Source organism: Streptomyces sp. NBC_01431 (assembly GCF_036231355.1).
In the GTDB taxonomy this organism is placed as follows: domain Bacteria; phylum Actinomycetota; class Actinomycetes; order Streptomycetales; family Streptomycetaceae; genus Streptomyces.
This window is the reverse complement of sequence record NZ_CP109496.1, coordinates 3829047-3847006: the sequence shown is the minus strand read 5'-3', so window position 1 is coordinate 3847006 and position 17960 is coordinate 3829047. Positions and strand designations below refer to the sequence as shown.

At 70.1% G+C, this 17960-nt stretch carries 17 protein-coding genes; 7 read left to right on the top strand and 10 right to left on the bottom strand.

The genetic code is table 11. The annotated features are described in order from the left end of the window. The first annotated feature begins 43 nt into the window (after positions 1-43). The 3 genes from OG522_RS17695 to OG522_RS17685 all read left to right on the top strand — a co-directional run bounded on the left by OG522_RS17695 (position 44) and on the right by OG522_RS17685 (position 3744). Positions 44-1762, top strand: a complete 1719-nt coding sequence (locus OG522_RS17695) for a serine/threonine-protein kinase (protein ID WP_329463945.1) — start codon at positions 44-46, stop codon at positions 1760-1762. A 67-nt stretch (positions 1763-1829) separates the two neighbouring features. Continuing rightward, on the top strand, positions 1830-2840 hold the full coding sequence (locus OG522_RS17690) for a bifunctional lytic transglycosylase/C40 family peptidase (RefSeq protein ID WP_329463944.1): 1011 nt from the start codon (positions 1830-1832) through the stop codon (positions 2838-2840). 202 nt (positions 2841-3042) lie between these two features. Next, on the top strand, positions 3043-3744 hold the full coding sequence (locus OG522_RS17685) for a phosphatase PAP2 family protein (RefSeq protein WP_329463943.1): 702 nt from the start codon (positions 3043-3045) through the stop codon (positions 3742-3744). A 101-nt stretch (positions 3745-3845) separates the two neighbouring features. On the opposite strand, the gene OG522_RS17680 is transcribed toward OG522_RS17685, so the two are convergent. After that, positions 3846-5396 (bottom strand): FAD-binding oxidoreductase, encoded by a 1551-nt coding sequence (locus OG522_RS17680; RefSeq protein WP_329463942.1) that lies wholly within the window; start codon positions 5394-5396, stop codon positions 3846-3848. Between the two features lie 120 nt (positions 5397-5516). Continuing rightward, positions 5517-5720 carry a hypothetical protein gene (locus OG522_RS17675; RefSeq protein WP_329467635.1) on the bottom strand — a complete coding sequence of 68 codons (204 nt, stop codon included), beginning with the start codon at positions 5718-5720 and terminating at the stop codon, positions 5517-5519. 58 nt (positions 5721-5778) lie between these two features. Here OG522_RS17675 and OG522_RS17670 point away from each other — a divergent pair, with 58 nt between their 5' ends. Together OG522_RS17670 and OG522_RS17665 are read left to right on the top strand one after the other, a co-directional pair. Continuing rightward, entirely contained in the window at positions 5779-6570 is a 792-nt protein-coding gene (locus OG522_RS17670) for a hypothetical protein (protein ID WP_329463941.1), read from the top strand. A gap of 219 nt (positions 6571-6789) precedes the next feature. Continuing rightward, the gene (locus tag OG522_RS17665) at positions 6790-6993 is read left to right on the top strand and encodes a hypothetical protein (protein ID WP_329463940.1); all 204 of its coding nucleotides are present in this window, start codon (positions 6790-6792) and stop codon (positions 6991-6993) included. 346 nt (positions 6994-7339) lie between these two features. Here the strand turns inward: OG522_RS17665 and OG522_RS17660 are convergent, their stop codons facing one another. Next, positions 7340-7684, bottom strand: coding sequence for a metal-sensitive transcriptional regulator (locus tag OG522_RS17660; RefSeq protein WP_329463939.1), 345 nt, complete (start codon positions 7682-7684; stop codon positions 7340-7342). Between the two features lie 218 nt (positions 7685-7902). Here OG522_RS17660 and OG522_RS17655 point away from each other — a divergent pair, with 218 nt between their 5' ends. Beyond that, positions 7903-8523 (top strand): DUF47 domain-containing protein, encoded by a 621-nt coding sequence (locus OG522_RS17655; RefSeq protein WP_053729022.1) that lies wholly within the window; start codon positions 7903-7905, stop codon positions 8521-8523. 5 nt (positions 8524-8528) lie between these two features. Then, on the top strand, positions 8529-9527 hold the full coding sequence (locus OG522_RS17650; protein WP_329463938.1) for an inorganic phosphate transporter: 999 nt from the start codon (positions 8529-8531) through the stop codon (positions 9525-9527). A gap of 133 nt (positions 9528-9660) precedes the next feature. Here OG522_RS17650 and pstB read toward each other — a convergent pair whose 3' ends face one another. From pstB to OG522_RS17615, 7 genes are all read right to left on the bottom strand, one after another. Then, positions 9661-10437 carry a phosphate ABC transporter ATP-binding protein PstB gene (pstB, locus tag OG522_RS17645; protein WP_329463937.1) on the bottom strand — a complete coding sequence of 259 codons (777 nt, stop codon included), beginning with the start codon at positions 10435-10437 and terminating at the stop codon, positions 9661-9663. A 53-nt stretch (positions 10438-10490) separates the two neighbouring features. Continuing rightward, entirely contained in the window at positions 10491-11567 is a 1077-nt protein-coding gene (gene pstA / locus OG522_RS17640; RefSeq protein ID WP_329463936.1) for a phosphate ABC transporter permease PstA, read from the bottom strand. An 82-nt stretch (positions 11568-11649) separates the two neighbouring features. Further along, entirely contained in the window at positions 11650-12648 is a 999-nt protein-coding gene (pstC, locus tag OG522_RS17635; protein ID WP_329463935.1) for a phosphate ABC transporter permease subunit PstC, read from the bottom strand. A 137-nt stretch (positions 12649-12785) separates the two neighbouring features. Continuing rightward, entirely contained in the window at positions 12786-13928 is a 1143-nt protein-coding gene (pstS, locus tag OG522_RS17630; protein ID WP_329463934.1) for a phosphate ABC transporter substrate-binding protein PstS, read from the bottom strand. A 258-nt stretch (positions 13929-14186) separates the two neighbouring features. After that, positions 14187-14720, bottom strand: a complete 534-nt coding sequence (locus OG522_RS17625; RefSeq protein WP_329463933.1) for an NUDIX hydrolase — start codon at positions 14718-14720, stop codon at positions 14187-14189. Further along, positions 14717-15724: a CHAD domain-containing protein gene (locus tag OG522_RS17620; protein WP_329463932.1), complete on the bottom strand. Its 1008-nt coding sequence runs from the start codon at positions 15722-15724 to the stop codon at positions 14717-14719. The genes OG522_RS17625 and OG522_RS17620 overlap by 4 nt, the downstream gene beginning before the upstream one ends. Further along, entirely contained in the window at positions 15711-17945 is a 2235-nt protein-coding gene (locus tag OG522_RS17615; protein ID WP_329463931.1) for an RNA degradosome polyphosphate kinase, read from the bottom strand. The genes OG522_RS17620 and OG522_RS17615 overlap by 14 nt, the downstream gene beginning before the upstream one ends. Positions 17946-17960: the final 15 nt, after the last annotated feature.

Genomic DNA, 17960 nt, shown 5'->3' with positions numbered 1-17960 from the left:
TACCCGGATGTGACGGAGCACCGTCCCATGACAGGGTTGAGCGGTGGAAGCGCTCAGGCCTCGGCAGGATCCGGAACGGATCGGTACGTATGCGGTGCTCGCCCGGCTCGGAGCGGGTGGGATGGGGATGGTCTACCTCGGGCGTTCGCCGGGCGGCCGGCTCGTCGCCATCAAGGTGATCAAGGACGAGATCACGGACCATCCGGAGGCCCTGGCGCGCTTCCGGCGCGAGGCGGAGACCGTGCGGGCGGTGCGCGGGGCGTACACCGCGAACCTCATCGACGCGTCCCTGGAGACGGCGCCGTACTGGCTGGCCACGGAGTACGTCGCCGGGCCGACGCTCTCTCAGGCGGTGCGCGAGCAGGGCGCGTTCCCCGCCGACACGTGCCGCCGCCTGTTCGCGGCGCTGGCGGAGGGCCTTGCGAGCGTCCACGCGTACGGGGTCACCCACCGCGACCTCAAGCCCCAGAACGTGATCCTGTCGCCCCAGGGCCCGCAGCTGATCGACTTCGGCATAGCGAAGGGCGCCACGGACACCGCCCTGACCCAGACGGGCCTGGCCCCCGGCACGCCGGGCTTCACGGCGCCGGAGGTCCTGATGAGCAATCAGGTCGGTGCGGCGGCCGACGTCTTCGCCCTGGGCGCGACGATCGCGTTCGCGGCGACCGGGCGGGCGCCGTTCGGGTCGGGACCGATGGACGCGGTGTCGTACCGGGCGGTGCATGGGGATATCGACACCGAGGGGGTCGAGACGGGGCTCGCGGGGTTGATCCGGGCGTGTGCGGCCAAGGACCCGGCCGAGCGGCCGGCCCCCGCTGAGGTCATCGTGCGCTGTGCGGTGAGCTCCGCGCTGGTCGAGGACCCGCACTACCAGTCGCTGGCGAGCCTCGCCGAGGAGGTCCCCGCCACCGCGCTGCGAGCCCCGCACGAACTGCCCACCCAGGGCCCTGGTTACGCCGCTCCGGCCCCGTCGCACCCCGGTTACGTCCCGACGCTGGCCCCGCAGGGACCGACGGCCGCCCCTGCCCGCCGTTCCCCGCGCACGCTGTGGCTGGTGACGATCGCGGTGGCGGCGGTACTGGGGGTGACGGCGGCGGTGGCACTGCGCGCGATGCGGGACGACGGGGGTGGGGGGCGGGCGCAGGGTGGTGGCGCTGGAGGATCCGGCGCCGTGTTGACGCCTGGCGCCAGTACGTCGCCAGGGGCGATGGGGAGTGCGCAGCCGGCCGGTGCCGGAAAGCCGACGCCGCAGGGCCCGCCGCAGTTCATCGAGCAGACCGCGCCGTCGGGCGACTTCTGGTCGGGCCTCGCGCACCGGTGCAACCTTCCGCCGGAGGAGACGGCGCATCTGCAGTTCCAGTATTCGGTCACGACCGGCGACGAGTACCCCGACGACGATGTACCGCCGGGCAAGGCGCGCATCGGATACCGGCTCAAGGACGAGGACCCCGGGCTGGACCCGTACTACGTCTCGGTGGCGGTCAAGCCTCCTCACGAGCTCGACGCGCAGGGTCGGCCCACGGCACGGGGCAACAACCGCCAGCTCGGGTTCATGAGCAAGGTGACCAACATGTACGCCCCGGGACAGACGGACTGGAAGTACTTCACCTACCCCGACGACTTCACCTACCGGACCGGTGACAAGACGCTGGCCGCGATCCCCCTGACTCGGGATCCCGGCGAGTGGACGGTGACGTACCGCCATGTGACAGCGGTCAAGGACTACAAGAGCATCGTGTGCGACGGATTCATGGCCGGATGAGCCGGGGCCCGACACGAGTGCGGGGGAAGTAGCGGTGAACCGGTCCTCGATGGGGGAGGGTTGAGGGGTGCGCAGAGTCTGGGTGGTCGTCGGGGTCGGGTTCGGGGTGTGCCTGAGCTTCGTTGCGCTGCTCGTCGTCGGTACGTACTCGGCCGCAGCCGGCTTGGCTTCCTCGGCGGGTGGCGGGGCGGTCCAACTCGCCAAGGGGGCGGTTCCGGCCCTCTACCAGCCGCTCGTGGAGAAGTGGGGCAACCTCTGCCCCGGTCTCAATCCCGCGATGCTCGCTGCCCAGTTGTACTCCGAGAGCGGCTGGAAGCCCAATGCCGTCAGTCCCGTCAACGCGCAGGGCATCGCCCAATTCATGCCGGCGACTTGGGAGACCCATGGCATCGACGGGAACGGGGACGGCAAACGGGACATCTGGGACCCCGCGGATGCCATTCCGTCAGCCGCCTCCTACGACTGCGAATTGGCCAAATACGTCAAGGACGTGCCCGGCGACACGAGCTCCAACATGTTGGCGGCGTACAACGCCGGTGCCTACGCCGTCATCAAGTACCAGGGCGTTCCGCCCTATCCGGAGACCCAGGGCTACGTAAAGACCATCCGCTCCCTGGAAAAGAGCTTCGCTCGGCCCGTTGGGCGGGTGCAGCCGTCTCAGCAGGCGGCGGGGGCCATCTACTTCGCTCAGCAGAAGCTCGGGACGCCCTACCTCTGGGGCGGGGAGGGAACGCCCGAGCAGGGCGGGCGGTTCGACTGCTCGGGGTTGACGCAGGCCGCGTACCAGAGCGTCGGGATCACGCTTCCGCGCGTCGCCAACGACCAGTACAACGCGGGCCCGCACCCCGCGCGGAACGAACTCCTCCCCGGCGACCTGGTGTTCTTCTCGACCGACCTCGGCAATTCGCGGGCCATCCACCACGTGGGCCTGTACGTCGGCGGCGGATACATGATCAACGCCCCTTACACCGGCGCCGTCATCCGCTTCGACAAGATCGACGCGCCCGACTACTTCGGCGCCACCCGGGTCACCAAGGACGGCGCGGCAGCGCTGCCGACGTTCAAACCGGGGGCGTGAACAAGGTCTGCCGATGGCTGGAACTCTCCGTGAAGCCAAGGCCCTGAGCTGCGACGATGAGTCACTCTTCGATAACGTCGGCGTGATCATTCAGTGGAGAGTGGAACGCGGCGGCCATCGAAGGCGTTTCCTGGACAGTGACTGATGTACGTACTGACCACGGGGGTTGGTAGCAGAACGGAACAAGGCAAGGGGCCGCAGCATGGCTGGACTCGCATTCGACGGAGCGAATCCCGATGTCAGCCTGCTCTACGACATCAACGGGCTCGCCAAGGACGCCCCGTCGTGGTTCGACCGCGCCATGGAATTCATCGGTGAGTACGGGATTCTGCTCGGCCTCGTGCTCGTGGTCCTGTGGTGCTGGTGGAGCGTGCGGCGCGGGGAGGACCGGCGCTCGGCGGTCGCGTCCGTCGCCGGGATCGTCTGGGCGCCGCTGGCCGCCGCCATCGCCGTCCTCGTCAACATCCCCATCCGCGGCTTCGTGCAGCGGCCGCGGCCCTTCGTCGACCACAAGGGACTCGACGTCCTGATCGCCGGCAAGTCCGACTTCTCGTTCGTCAGCGACCACTCCACCATCGCCATGGCCATCGGCGCCGGACTCTTCGTCGCCAACCGGAAGTTCGGCCTCATCGCCCTCGGGCTCGCCCTGCTCGAAGGGTTCTGCCGGGTCTACATGGGCGTGCACTACCCGACCGACGTCGTCGGCGGCTTCGCGCTCGGCACCGCCGTCGTGCTGCTGCTCGCCCCGCTCGCACAGCTGTTGCTCACCCCGGTCGTCGCGGCCGTCGCCCGTTCGCCGCGGCTCGGCCTGCTGGTGCACTCGCGCAAAGCGCTGACGGTGGTCGCGGCCGCGCCCGGCGCGGTCGAGCGCCCGGAGTCCGAGGAGCGCGACCTCGCGGCGTGACCGTCCCGGTCAACGTGCCTACAGGGACGGGAGTGGCCCGGTCACGAACCTGCGGGAAAGTGAGCGGCGGTCACAGTCCTGCGGGAACGTGACCCGCCCGCTCACAGTGCCTGCGGGAAGTCGAACAGCCGGGCCGGGTCGTACTGCTTCTTGAGCTGGGCCAGGCGCGGTGCGGCCGTGCCGTAGTAGGCCGTACGCCAGTCGGCCAGGGACGGATCGGCGTAGTTCTGGTACGCCGCCCCCGAGGCGTAGGGGCGCATCGCCTCGTGGGTGCGGGCGAGCCAGGACTGCTGGGTGGCGCCCGAGGTGCCCGGTCGCCACGAGGCGATGTACTGGGCGAGCACCCGCGAGGTGCGGTGCACGAACGCGGTGGCGTCCGGGGCGACCCGGTTGATCGCGCCGCCCAGCGCGGTCAGCACGATGGTGCCGCCGCCCCCGTTGTCCGATGCGGCGACGCGGGTGAACTGCTCGGCGCGGGTGAGGAGTTGACGTATGCCGTCAGGGGGAAGCGGCGTGGTGTAGAAGTCGGAGGCGGCCGCGTACGTCTCCCGTTGCAGCACTCCCTGCGGGGTGCGTCCCGGGGTGGGGCCGGGCAGGTGGCACTGGGACTGGCTGAACGTCGAGCAGCCCGCGTACAGCAGCATCGCGTCCTGGAAGCCGGTGCGGTGCAGGGACACCGAGGCGGCGGGGGCGCCCGCGCGGTCGGCGAGGCGGTCGAGCGCGTTCTGAAGATCGCCGTACGAGCCGATCGAGAACGCGGCGATGTTCACGGTCGGGTTGCCGCCGCCCGCCGCCCCGGCCAGATGCGCGGCCGACCAGATCTCGTCGTCCTGGTCCGGCCCCCACGCCTGCCAGGCCTCGATCACCCCCTGCGCCTGCCGCCACGGCCAGGTCAGGTACGCGATGACACCCTGCGGGGCCTCGTGCGTACGGAAGCCGAAGCCGGTGACCACCCCGAAGTTGCCGTTGCCCGCGCCGCGCAGGGCCCAGAAGAGATCCGGGTACTGCTTCTCGCTGGCCGTCAGCTTTCGGCCATCGGCGGTGACGAGGGTAACGGAGGTCAGGTTGTCGCAGGTCAGCCCGTAGGCGCGGGCCGTGACGCCGTGTCCGCCGCCGAGGGCTAGGCCCGAGACGGCGACGGTGGGGCAGGAGCCGCCCGGGATGGTGCGGCCGCTCTTGGCGAGGGCGGTGTAGACGTCGACCAGGCGGGCGCCGGCGCCGATGGTGCCGTCGGAGCCCACGTGGTTCAGGCGGGAGACGTCGATGACGAGGCGGCCGGTGCCGGAGGACCACCCGGCATAGTCGTGACCGCCGCTGCGTATGGCGACCGGGGCGCGGTGGGCGCGGGCGTAGGCGAGGCACTCCTGCACGTCCGCCTCGTGGGAGACATAGGCGACGGCGTCGGGCTTCTGGCTGTCGAAGCGGGTGTTGTAGAGCTGGCGGGCGCTCGCGTAATCGCCGTCGCCGGGGCGGACGAGCTTGCCGTCCAGGGAGCGGGCGAGGGCGGCCCAGTCGGGGGGTGCCGTGCTGGTCCGGGTGGGGGCGGGTGAGGTGGGGGACGGTCGGTGTTCTTCGGTGCTCTTGCCGCTGCACGCGGTGGTGAGGGCGGCCGGGGCGGCTGCGGTTGCGGTGAGCAGGGTGCGGCGGCGCAATGGGGGCTCCCGGGGGGTGGGTGGGCTGCGCGGGCTTATTCCCCGCCCCGCCCCGTCGCGAACCGGGGCGCCGCGGAGCCGCTGACGGGCCCAGCCCGCTCCGCAACCTTCCCGAAGGCCTCAAGAACCGGGGAGGGGCTCCCACGAGGGGCTGGTGGGGGCGGGCGTGAGGTGGATGTCCGCGTCGGTACGGGCCCTGTCCCGGCTTCTTCGGGCCGGGCCCGTCCAGCCGCAGGTGCACCGGGCTACGGCGAAGCTGCCGCGTTCCGTGATGGTGGTCTGGTGGGGCACGTCACCACCGTACTGCGGGCGTGACGGGGGCAGTACTGCGCTCGTTAGGCCCAGTGGGCAAAGCCAGGTGGGCGTTGGGGGTTTGGCGGCAATGGTGATGCGACAACATGGATCCGGGCGAGCCGGTGCGGTGGTGGCCGCCGCCCTGGTGGGCGGGGTGATCGCGACTGCGGCCGGCTGCGGGGGAGCCGACACGAAGGTCGCGCGCGGGGCCGCGGAGGACCCGGCCGCGGCGGTGCGGACGGCCGCCGACCGGCTGGTGGCGGCGGGGAGTTCGCGGGCCACCACCTCCATGGAGATGGCCACCGGGGGCACCCGGGTCACCATTCGCGGCGAGGGCACGTACGACTTCCGGCGCAGAACCGGGCAGTTGACCGTGATGCTGCCCAATTCGGCCTCCGGGGCGGCCGGGCACCCGCCGATCACCGAACTCCTCGCGCCCGGCACGCTGTACATGAAGAACCGGGGTGCCGGAGTACCCGCTAACAAATGGGTGCGAATCGACACCGCCGCGCTCGCCGACGGGAACCTCGTCACCGGCGGCGTCACCGATCCGTACACCGCGGCCGGACTCCTGCGCGGCGCCCAGGGCGTGACGTACGTCGGTGAGGAGAACCTGGCGGGTACGACGGTGCGGCACTACCGGGGCAGTGCGCCGCTTCCCGCACAGGTGACGAAAGGGTTCTCCAAGGGGGCGGTTCCGTTCGACGCGTACCTCGACGAGCAGGGGCGGCTGCGCAAACTGCGGCAGCAGTTCAGTTACGTGAACCAGGGGCGGCCGGTCGCGGTCGCCTCGACCACGCTGCTGTACGGGTTCGGGGCGGCGGTGAGCGTACGGCTGCCGGCCGGGCGGGACATCTTCGACGGGAAGATCCAGCCGTAATCAGCCAGAAATGGCCCCCTCAGGTGGGCTGTCGGTGGCGGAAATGGTCCGTCCGTGCCATGCGCGGTCCGTGTTCCGCTCCCTACGCTAGGAAGCCGACAGCGAAGAGCAAGCAGAGGCCGGGCAGAGCAGAGGCCGAGCAGAGAACGACGAGCAGAACAGACAGGGCAGACCAAGCAGACACGGCGGACCACGGCGGGAAGAGGTCGAGGAAGGGTGATGTGCGTGGCTTCGCTTCGCGGTGCGACCGTCCAGGACCACGTGGCCCTCGTCGAGATCGAGCTGTGCGGTGAATTGATGATCGCGGCGTCGGCGGCGGAGGGGGACCGGCTGAGCCCGGACCTGATCGACGAAGTGCTGAACGTCGTGCAGCTGGCCGAAGTCCCGCCGGGCCGGGCGAAAGCGGCCCCTGCGGGCGGCTGAGCGGATCGCGCCCGGGGATCCCGGGGCCGACGGCCGAGGGGTGGCTGACCGGTCCTGGCGCTGGGCGGGGTTCGTGGGGCGGTTGGGCCCGCGTACCGACGACCGCTTGGCGGGGCCGCTCGCGGTGAGCCGCGGGGCGTGAGAGCGCCATCAGGGCATACGACATGGTGGCGCCGAACACCGCCATGTTCAGCATCCGGCCGCCGTTGCCGGGGTGGTGGCGTCGGGCCGCGCCCCTCGGGCCCGGGTGTTCACGGGCGCTTGCGGGGGCGTTGGCGCGGGCCGGGTTGCCGACCCCGCCGCTCCCTACCGCTGTGCGACCCTCACATGCGCGTACAGGTGGGCATCACGTGCGCATCATGCGCGCGATCGCCTTCGTCGCTTCCTCCACCTTCGCGTCGATCTCGTCGCCGCCCTTCACCGCGGCGTCCGCGACGCAGTGGCGCAGGTGTTCCTCCAGGAGTTGGAGGGCGAAGGACTGGAGGGCCTTGGTGGACGCGGAGACCTGGGTGAGTATGTCGATGCAGTAGACGTCCTCGTCCACCATCCGTTGCAGCCCGCGGATCTGGCCCTCGATGCGGCGCAGCCGCTTGAGGTGCTCGTCCTTCTGTTTGTGGTAGCCGTGCACGCCGTGGTCGTGATCGGTCGCGGGGTTCTCGACCGGGGGGCCGGCCGCCTCGGTGGTGGTCATCGCGTCCTCCCGTTGTCCGCCAGGTCCGGGTCTGCCAAGCCTGGCAAGGGGCTTGATACCCCTCGTGGGTATATGGTACCGAATTTGCGGATTCCCCGGTGGGGGCCCGTGCTGATCACTGTGCCTGATGGGCGACACTGAAGAACGCCGGTTAGCCGTGGCCGGATGATGCGCCTAGCATCAGCCTGACCGAATCCCAAGCACTCCGAGGACCCCACGTGCGCTTTCGTCTGACCCCCAGGGAGACGAGCTTCTACGACATGTTCTCCGCGTCCGCGGACAACATCGTCACGGGCTCGAAGCTCCTCATGGAACTGCTCGGAGCGGATTCCGCGTCCCGGGCCGAGATCGCGGAGCGCATGCGGGCGGCGGAGCACGCGGGGGACGATGCCACCCACGCGATCTTCCACCAGCTGAACTCCTCGTTCATCACGCCCTTCGACCGCGAGGACATCTACAACCTCGCGTCCTGCCTCGACGACATCATGGACTTCATGGAGGAGGCCGTCGACCTGGTCGTCCTCTACAACGTGGAGGAACTGCCCAAGGGCGTCGAGCAGCAGATCGAGGTGCTCAACCGGGCGGCCGTGCTGACCGCCGAGGCCATGCCCAACCTGCGCACGATGTCCAATCTGACCGAGTACTGGATCGAGGTCAACCGCCTGGAGAACCAGGCCGACCAGATCCACCGCAAGCTGCTCGCCCACCTCTTCAACGGCAAGTACGACGCCATCGAGGTGCTGAAGCTCAAGCAGATCGTGGACGTACTCGAAGAGGCCGCGGACGCGTTCGAGCACGTGGCGAACACGGTGGAGACCATCGCCGTCAAGGAGTCCTGACCTCCGTGGACACCTTTGCACTGATCGTCACCATCGCGGTCGCGCTCGGATTCACGTACACCAACGGCTTCCACGACTCCGCGAACGCGATCGCCACCTCGGTCTCGACGCGGGCCCTGACGCCGCGGGCCGCGCTCGCGATGGCCGCCGTCATGAACCTCGCCGGTGCCTTCCTCGGCAGCGGGGTCGCCAAGACCGTGAGCGAGGGGCTCATCTCCACGCCCGAGGGCAACAAGGGGATGGGGATCCTGTTCGCGGCGCTGATCGGCGCGATCATCTGGAACCTCGTCACCTGGTACTTCGGGCTGCCGTCGTCCTCGTCGCACGCTCTGTTCGGCGGCATGGTCGGGGCGGCCCTCGCGGGCGGCACCACCGTGTACTGGTCCGGGGTGCTCGACAAGATCGTCATCCCGATGTTCGTCTCGCCGGTGGTCGGTCTGATCGTCGGCTACCTCGTGATGTGCGTGATCCTGTGGATGTTCCGCAAGGCCAACCCGCACAAGGCCAAGCGCGGGTTCCGTATAGCGCAGACCGTCTCGGCGGCCGGCATGGCGCTCGGCCACGGTCTTCAGGACGCGCAGAAGACCATGGGTGTGGTGGTGATGGCGCTGACCATCGCCAACGTTCAGTCCGCCGGGGACGCGATCCCGATCTGGGTGAAGATCTCGTGCGCCGCGATGCTGTCGCTGGGTACGTACGCCGGTGGCTGGCGCATCATGCGCACGCTGGGGCGGAAGATCATCGAGCTGGATCCGCCGCAGGGGTTCGCGGCGGAGACGACCGGTGCCTCGATCATGTTCGGGTCCTCGTTCCTGTTCCAGGCGCCCATCTCCACCACGCATGTGATCACCTCGGCGATCATGGGTGTGGGGGCGACGAAGCGGGTCAACGCGGTGCGGTGGGGGGTCGCGAAGAACATCGTCCTGGGATGGTTCATCACGATGCCGGCGGCCGCGCTGGTCGCGGCGGGCAGCTACCTCGTGGTGCAGCTGTTCTTCGGCTGACCGCCGGCGGGCCGGTCTGCGCCGGTCCTTTCGGTACGTACGTGAACGGGCCCGCCCCCTGAAACCAGGGGGCGGGCCCTTCGTCTTGCGGTGGCACCGCCATGCAGCACCGCAGACGTGCGAGGGGGGCCGGTTATCCGAAGCGGCCCGAGATGTAGTCCTCCGTGGCCTGCACGGACGGGTTGGAGAAGATCCGCTCGGTCTCGTCGATCTCGATGAGCTTGCCGGGCTGACCGACCGCCGCCAGGTTGAAGAACGCCGTACGGTCCGAGACGCGCGCCGCCTGCTGCATGTTGTGCGTCACGATCACGATCGTGAAGCGCTCCTTCAACTCCCCGATCAGGTCCTCGATCGCGAGCGTCGAGATCGGGTCGAGGGCCGAGCACGGCTCGTCCATCAGCAGCACGTCCGGCTCCACGGCGATCGCCCGCGCGATGCACAGGCGCTGCTGCTGGCCGCCGGAGAGGCCCGAACCGGGCTTGTTGAGGCGGTCCTTGACCTCGTTCCAGAGGTTGGCGCCCTTGAGGGACTTCTCCACCACGTCGGACAGCTCGTTCTTCTTGAACTTGCCGTTCAGGCGCAGCCCCGCCGCCACGTTGTCGAAGATCGACATGGTGGGGAACGGGTTGGGGCGCTGGAAGACCATGCCGACCGTACGGCGCACCGCCACCGGGTCGACGCTGGAGCCGTACAGGTTCTCGTCGTCCAGGAGCACCTTGCCCTCGACGCGGCCGCCGGGGGTGACCTCGTGCATGCGGTTCAGGGTGCGCAGGAACGTCGACTTGCCGCAGCCGGACGGGCCGATGAAGGCGGTCACGGAGCGCGGCTCGACGGTCATCGAGATGTCGTCGATCGCCTTGTGGGCGCCGTAGTAGGCGGACAGTCCGCTTACGTCGATTCGCTTGGCCATCACTGATCACTGCTTCTTTCGGGGTTACGGACTCGGTCGCTGAGTTGGCCGCGTCAGCGACCGTGCTTGGGGGCCTTCCAGCGGGCGATGCCGCGAGCCACCAGGTTGAGGATCATGACGAAGGCGATCAGGACCAGGGCGGCCGCCCACGCGCGGTCGTACGACGCGTCGCTGCCCACCCGGTACTGCTCCCAGATGTAGAAGGGGAGCGAGGACTGGGCGCCCGAGAAGGGGTTGGTGTTGATCAGCTGGCTGCCGAACACGAGCAGCATGATCGGGGCGGTCTCACCGGCGATGCGGGCGATCGCGAGCATCACGCCCGTGGTGATGCCGCCGAGCGCGGTCGGGATGACCACCTTCAGGATCGTGCGCCACTTCGGCACGCCAAGGGCCAGCGAGGCCTCGCGCAGCTCGTTCGGTACGAGCTTGAGCATCTCCTCGGTGGAGCGGACCACGACCGGCATCATCAGGATCGACAGCGCGAGCGAGCCCATGAAGCCGGAGGGCTCCAGCTGGAACATCAGCATCAGCGTCAGGATGAACAGGCCGGCGACGATGGACGGGATGCCCGTCATGACGTCCACGAAGAAGGTGACGGCCTTGGCGAGCGTGCCCTTGCCGTACTCCACCAGGTAGACCGCGGTCAGCAGGCCGAGCGGTGCCGAGATCAGCGTGGCCAGGCCCACCTGCTCCAGGGTGCCGATCAGCGCGTGGTACACACCGCCGCCCGCCTCGAAACCGGGGACGCCGGCCATCGAGTGGGACAGGAAGTACCCGTTGAGGACCTTGATGCCGCGGCTGATCGTCGTCCACAGCAGGGAGAACAGCGGGATCACCGCGAGGATGAAGCAGACCCAGACCAGGGAGGTCGCCACCCGGTCCTTGGCCTGCCGCTTGTTCTCGACGGCCGTGGTGACCGCGTACGAGATGAGGATGAACAGGAGCGCGGCGATCAGGCCCCACTGGACCTTGCTCTGCAGGTCGAAGACGAGGCCGATGACGATGCCGAGGGCGACGGCGGCCACCGCGAATCCGGCACCCGCCCAGCGGGGCAGGGACCGTGCGCTGAGGCTGCCCTTGTGGGGGGCCGGAGCGGCCGGCCGTGCATCTTGTACGGCGGTGTGGCTCATGCGGGGCTCCCTTCCGGGGCTCGGCGTGCGGGGCGGTGGTCGAGGTGGGGTCCGGGGGGCGTCGGCTGGGGCAGCGGGGCGGTCATGCGTTGGCCCCCGAGTACTCCTTGCGGCGCGCGATGATCATGCGGGCCGCGCCGTTCACCAGCAGGGTGAGGACGAACAGGACGAGGCCCGAGGCGATCAGGGCGTCGCGCCCGAGCTCGTTGGCCTCGTCGAACTTCGCGGCGATGTTCTGCGCGAAGGTGCCGCCGCCCGGGTTGAGCACGTGCAGCGAGAGGACGTAGCTCGGGGAGAGGACCGTGGCGACGGCCATCGTCTCGCCGAGCGCGCGGCCCAGGCCCAGCATCGACGCGGAGATCACGCCGGAGCGGCCGAAGGGCAGCACCGAGAGGCGGATGACTTCCCAGCGGGTCGCGCCCAGGGCGAGCGCGGCTTCCTCGTTCATGCGCGGGACCTGGAGGAAGACCTCGCGGCTGACGCTGGTCACGATCGGAAGGATCATGATCGCGAGCAGGATGCCGACGGTGAACATCGAGCGGGCGACGCCGATCTCGGTCTTCTCGAAGACGTAGGTCCAGCCCATGTACTTGTCGAGCCAGTCGTTGAGGCCGCCGAGGTAGGGCACCAGGAACAGGGCGCCCCAGATGCCGTAGACGATCGACGGGACCGCGGCGAGCAGGTCGACGACGTACGCGAGGGACGCGGCCAGCTTGCGCGGCGCGTAGTGCGAGATGAACAGGGCGATGCCGACCGCGATCGGCACGGCGATGGCCATCGCGATGACCGAGCTGACGACCGTGCCGAACAGCAGCACCGCGATGCCGAACGCCGGCGGGGAGCCGGCCGGATTCCAGTCGAAGGTGGTGAGGAAGTTGCCCTGGTCCTTCGAGATCGCTATGCCGGCCCGGACGCTGAGGAAGATGGCGATGGCCGCCATGACCGCCAGCAGGAAGATGCCGGATCCCCGGGAGAGTCCGAGGAAGATCTTGTCGCCCGCGCGGCCGGTGGACTGCCTGCGGCGGGCCGGGGAGGCGGGAGCGGGCGGTGGTGGGGTGTCCGTTGCTATGGAAGAAGCCATGGTCTTTCCGGTCTGTGGGCGGGGACCGGGCGGGTCCCCTGGCGGCGGTGCACCGGATGGTGTGTGGCGGGGGCCGGATCGGGGCCCCCGCCCCACGCGAGCCGCCGGGTCTTCGGCCGGGCGGCTCAACTGTCGTGCTACGAGAGGGAGTTGACCGTCTCGACGACCTTGGAGTTGATCTCGGCCGGGATCGGCGCGTAGCTGGCGTCGGTGAGCAGCTTCTGCCCGTCGGCGCTGGCGGCGTAGGAGAGGAAGGACTTGACCGCGCTGAGGGTGGCGGGCTTGTTGCCCTTGTCGCAGGCGATCTCGTACGTCACGAGGACGATCGGGTAGGCGTTGTCGGCCTTGGTCGTGTAGTCCAGCTTCAGCGCCAGGTCCTTGCCGGTGCCGGCGATCTTCGCGGCGGCGATGGCGGTGGAGGCGTTCGCGGAGCTGGCCTTGACCGGGGCGGAGGCGCCGGTGTTGATGTCGACGGTCTTGATCGACTGGGAGGAGGCGTAGGAGAGCTCGAAGTAGCCGATCGCGCCGTTGGTCTGCTTGACCTGGGCGGCGACGCCGGCCGAGCCGGACGCGGCCTGACCGCCGGGCGCGGCCCACTTCTTGGCGGGCGCGTACGTCCAGTCGGACTTGGCGGTGGCGCTGAGGTACTTCGTGAGGTTCTCGGTGGTGCCGGAGTCCTCGGAGCGGTGGAAGGCCTGGATCGCCAGGTCCGGGAGCTTGGCGCCCGGGTTCAGCTTGGCGATGGCCTCGTCGTTCCACTTGGTGATCTTGCCGTTGAAGATCTTGGCGATGGTCGGGGCATCCAGGACGAGGCTGTCCACGCCTTCGACGTGGAAGCCGATCGCGATCGGGCCGCCGACCATCGGCAGGTCGATGCCCTGGCCGCCGCCGGTGCAGACCTTCTTGGAGTCCGCGACCTGCTGGGCGTTGAGCGGCGAGTCGGAGCCCGCGAAGCCGACCGTGCCCTGGGTGAAGGCGACGATGCCCTCACCGGAGGACGACGACTTGTAGTTGACCTGCGCGTCCTTGCACGCCGCCATGTAGTTCTTGACCCAGAGGTCCATGGCGTTCTTCTGCGCGGAGGAGCCGGAGGCCAGGAGCTGGCCCTTGGCGCCGTCGCACTTCACGTTGGAGGCGGCCCCGGAGGCCGTGCCGCCCGTACCGCCCGTGCTCCCGCCGCTGTTGTTGTCGCTGCCGCACGCCGTGAGGGCCAGGGCGCTGGACACGGCGATGACGCCGAGGGCGGTGGCGCGGAGCCGGTTCTTGCGCTGAAGCTTCACTTTCGGGTGTTCCTTCCGGGAGCCGCCGGTTTCCGTTCGTTGTACGGCGGCGTGCGTGGATGGGCGGTGAGGGCGGGGTGCCGTGCACCGTGTAAGGCCGAAATTAGGCAGATCAGGTGAAGCCGTCTGCGGGAGAGAGTTAACGGAAGGTGAACCGTGGCGGGCAGTGCGGTGCCGACCGTTACCGGTTCGTGTTCAGACGGCATACGGAACCGTTTCGGCAACCCGGAGTGGGCCCGCGGCCCGCAGGGGCAGGCGTCAGGCCGAGTGCAGGGCGTCGAGCAGCGCCAGGAGCAGCTGGCGGTCGCGCGGCTGGGTGAGGCGGTGGTGGGCGGCCGCCGGCGGCAGCCAGAGCAGCCGGTCGACCTCGGCGTTCGCGGTGAAGTGCCCCTCGCCCGCCTCGGCGGCCCAGTAGTCGACCCGTTTGGGGCGGCCCTGGGCGTCGGTGTAGTGGGCGGTGGGCAGCCGCGCGCCGGGCACGCACGCGAACCCGGTCTCTTCGAGCACCTCCCGCAGCGCCCCCGCGAGCGGTGCCTCGCCCCGCTTCAGCTTCCCCTTGGGATGCGACCAGTCGTCGTACTTCGGCCGGTGGACGAGACAGATCTCCATGGCGCCGGCCTCCCACGCCCGAACCGGGTCGAGAGCATTTCGAACGGGGTCGGGAGCATCGCGTACCGAGCCGCGACCGTCTCGGACCGGGTCGGGAGCATGGGGAACGCCGTCGCCCCACGGGGAGCGCCGCCACAGCACGCATCCCGCCGCGAGGACGGTCTTGCCGGGTGCGGTGCTCATGGTGCGGCCGTCGTCGCCGAGGGTGCTGAAGTCACCGCCACAGGCTGCCAGACCCGCTGAAAGGCGAAGCGGGCCGCCTCCACCTCGTGCCGCTGGTCGGCGTGCAGGACTCCGAGCGCGTACGCGGTGGCCGGGGCGATGCGCGGGGTGCGGGCCGCGGCGGACGCGGCGGACGCGGCCTCGGCGGCGTCCCGGTGCCGGTCCAGGGCGCACCCCGCGGCCGCCAGGCGCTCCGTGGGCACGGTGGCGCCGAGCCCGTGGTGCAGCACCTCCTGGGCGTACCGGTACAGCCGGAGCAGCAGCCGCACCTGGTGCCAGGGGCTGTCCTGGCTCTCGCTCGCCTGGACCAGGGCCTCCGCGTTGTACGGACGGGCCGCGCGGGCCAGCGGCAGCACGGCCACCGCCCGCTCCAGGCGGTCCTCGGCGTCCAGCGCCGCGGGCGCCAGTACCTCTGCGGCGTGTGCGGCGGCCGCGGACGCCAGCGGCACCTCGCTGGCGAGCAGCGCGACCGCGTCGGCCACGGCGTGGAACCGGGACGAGCCGAGCGCCTGGAGCGCGGCCGAGTGGGCCCGGGTGCGGGCCAGCGTCAGCTGCCGGTCCAGCAGTGCCCCGGCGCGGGCGGCGCCCACGGTGAGGGAACCGCTTTCGCCGCGGGGCGGCGGCACCTGGTTGCCGGACAGCCGGTGCAGGGAGTCCAGGAGTCGGGTGAGCCGGGCCGTCAGGGCGTGCTCGCCCGCCAACGTGCCCGACAGCCAGGCGAGTTCGGCCCGCAGCTGGTCGGCCCACGGCGCGTCGAGCAGCGGCCGGAAGGTGTGCAGGGTCGCGCTGATGCGACGGGCGGCGGCGCGCAGGGCTCGGGCGGCCTCCTCGGTGGAATGGTTGTCGGGGCCCGCCTCCCGGTGGAGGCGCAGACTGCGCAGGAACTCCCCCGCCTGCGCGTGGAGATAGGGGGCCAGGACCTCGGCCGCCGTCTCGTGTCCCGGGATGTTCTCAAGGCGTTGCACGCCGGCGCCTCCGGGCGTCTATCAGCATCTCCTGTACGTGCCGCAGCGGCTGGCCGTCGGCGTCGGTCGCCTGCCGGGTCCAGTTCCCGTCGGCGCCCAGGTGCCAGGACGAGGTGGTGTCCGACATCCCGGTCTCCAGGAGCCGGCTCAGGGCCGCGCGGTGGGCCGGGTCGGCGACCCGGACCAGTGCTTCGATGCGTCGGTCGAGGTTGCGGTGCATCATGTCGGCGCTGCCGAACCAGACTTCGGGCTCGCCGCCGTTCCCGAAGGCGAAGACCCGCGAGTGCTCCAGGAAGCGGCCGAGGATCGAACGTACGCGGATGTTCTCGGAGAGCCCGGTGACGCCGGGCCGCACCGCGCAGATGCCGCGGACCCAGATGTCGACGGGCACGCCCGCCTGGGAGGCCCGGTAGCAGGCGTCGATGACGGCCTCGTCGACCATCGAGTTGACCTTGATGCGGACGTAGGCGGGCCGTCCGGCGTGCTGGTGGGCGATCTCCTTGGTGATCCGCGCGATCAGGCCGTCCCGCAGGGACTTGGGGGCGACAAGGAGTCGGCGGTAGGTCTCGCGGCGCGAGTACCCCGACAGCCGGTTGAACAGGTCGGAGAGGTCGGCTCCGACCTGCGGGTCGGCGGTCAGCAGCCCCAGGTCCTCGTACAGACGGGCCGTCTTGGGGTGGTAGTTGCCGGTCCCGACGTGCGAGTAGCGGCGCAGCGTGTCGCCCTCCTGGCGCACCACCAGGGACAGCTTGCAGTGCGTCTTGAGGCCGACGAGTCCGTAGACGACGTGGCAGCCGGACTCCTCCAGCTTGCGCGCCCACTTGATGTTGGCCTGCTCGTCGAAGCGCGCCTTGATCTCCACCAGGACCAGCACCTGCTTGCCCGACTCGGCGGCGTCTATCAGCGCGTCCACGATCGGGGAGTCGCCCGACGTCCGGTACAGCGTCTGCTTGATGGCCAGCACGTCCGGGTCGCTCGCGGCCTGTTCCAGGAAGGCCTGGACCGAGGTGGAGAACGAGTCGTACGGGTGGTGCAGAAGCACGTCGCGTTCGCGCACCGCGGCGAATATGTCGGGCGCGGAGGCGGACTCGACCTCGGCGAGCTCGCGGTGGGTGCCCGCGACGAACTTCGGGAACTTCAGCTCGGGCCGGTCCAGCGCGGAGATCCCGAACAGGCCGGTGAGGTCGAGCGGCCCCGGCAGCGGGTACACCTCGGCGTCGGAGACCTTCAACTCCCTTACCAGGAGGTCGAGTACGTACGGGTCGATGGACTCCTCGACCTCAAGACGGACCGGCGGGCCGAAGCGGCGCCGCATGAGCTCCTTCTCCAGGGCCTGGAGGAGGTTCTCGGCGTCGTCCTCCTCAACTTCCAGGTCCTCGTTGCGTGTTACCCGGAACATGTGGTGCGCGAGGACCTCCATGCCGGGGAAGAGTTCCTCCAGATGGGCCGCGATCACGTCCTCGAGCGGGACATAGCGCTCCGGCGAGGCCTCCAGGAACCGCGAGAGCAGCGGCGGAACCTTCACGCGGGCGAAGTGGCGGTGCCCGGAGACCGGGTTGCGGACCACCACGGCGAGGTTGAGCGAGAGGCCCGAGATGTACGGGAAGGGGTGCGCGGGGTCCACGGCCAGCGGGGTCAGCACCGGGAAGATCCGCTGCCGGAACAGGGTGAAGAGGCGGGCCTGCTCCTTCTCGGTGAGCTCCGGCCAGCGGATCAGGTGGATGTTCTCGTCGGCGAGGGCGGGGGCGACGTCCTGCTGGTAGCAGGCGGCGTGCCGGGCCATGAGTTCGCGCGAGCGGGTCCAGATCAGGTCGAGCACCTCGCGCGGCTGGAGGCCGGAGGCGGATCGGGTGGCCACGCCGGTCGCGATGCGGCGCTTGAGGCCGGCCACCCTGACCATGAAGAACTCGTCCAGGTTCGACGCGAAGATCGCCAGGTAGTTGGTCCGTTCGAGCAGCGGGGTCGCCGGGTCCTCGGCGAGCTCCAGGACGCGCTCGTTGAACGCGAGCCAGCTGCGTTCGCGGTCCAGGAAGCGGCCCGAGGGAAGTGCGTCGCTGCCGCTCTCGGCCCCCGCTTCCTCGTATCCGTCCAGGTCCGCGTCGATGTCCGGCTCCAGGTCGGAGACGGCGGCCGCCAGGGTGTGCGGCCGGTGTGCGGCGATGGAGCCGACGGACGGCTGGGCGGGCTGGAGCGGGACCTCGGCGCTGGGCTGCTGGCTCATGTCCCCATTCTTCCG

Coding starts and splice junctions, on each gene's coding strand:
- OG522_RS17685 (WP_329463943.1), top strand. CDS start 3,043: ATGGCTGGACTCGCATTCGACGGAGCGAATCCCGATGTCAGCCTGCTC.
- OG522_RS17670 (WP_329463941.1), top strand. CDS start 5,779: ATGGTGATGCGACAACATGGATCCGGGCGAGCCGGTGCGGTGGTGGCC.
- OG522_RS17665 (WP_329463940.1), top strand. CDS start 6,790: ATGTGCGTGGCTTCGCTTCGCGGTGCGACCGTCCAGGACCACGTGGCC.
- OG522_RS17660 (WP_329463939.1), bottom strand. CDS start 7,684: ATGACCACCACCGAGGCGGCCGGCCCCCCGGTCGAGAACCCCGCGACC.
- pstB (WP_329463937.1), bottom strand. CDS start 10,437: ATGGCCAAGCGAATCGACGTAAGCGGACTGTCCGCCTACTACGGCGCC.
- pstA (WP_329463936.1), bottom strand. CDS start 11,567: ATGAGCCACACCGCCGTACAAGATGCACGGCCGGCCGCTCCGGCCCCC.
- pstC (WP_329463935.1), bottom strand. CDS start 12,648: ATGGCTTCTTCCATAGCAACGGACACCCCACCACCGCCCGCTCCCGCC.
- OG522_RS17625 (WP_329463933.1), bottom strand. CDS start 14,720: ATGAGCACCGCACCCGGCAAGACCGTCCTCGCGGCGGGATGCGTGCTG.
- OG522_RS17615 (WP_329463931.1), bottom strand. CDS start 17,945: ATGAGCCAGCAGCCCAGCGCCGAGGTCCCGCTCCAGCCCGCCCAGCCG.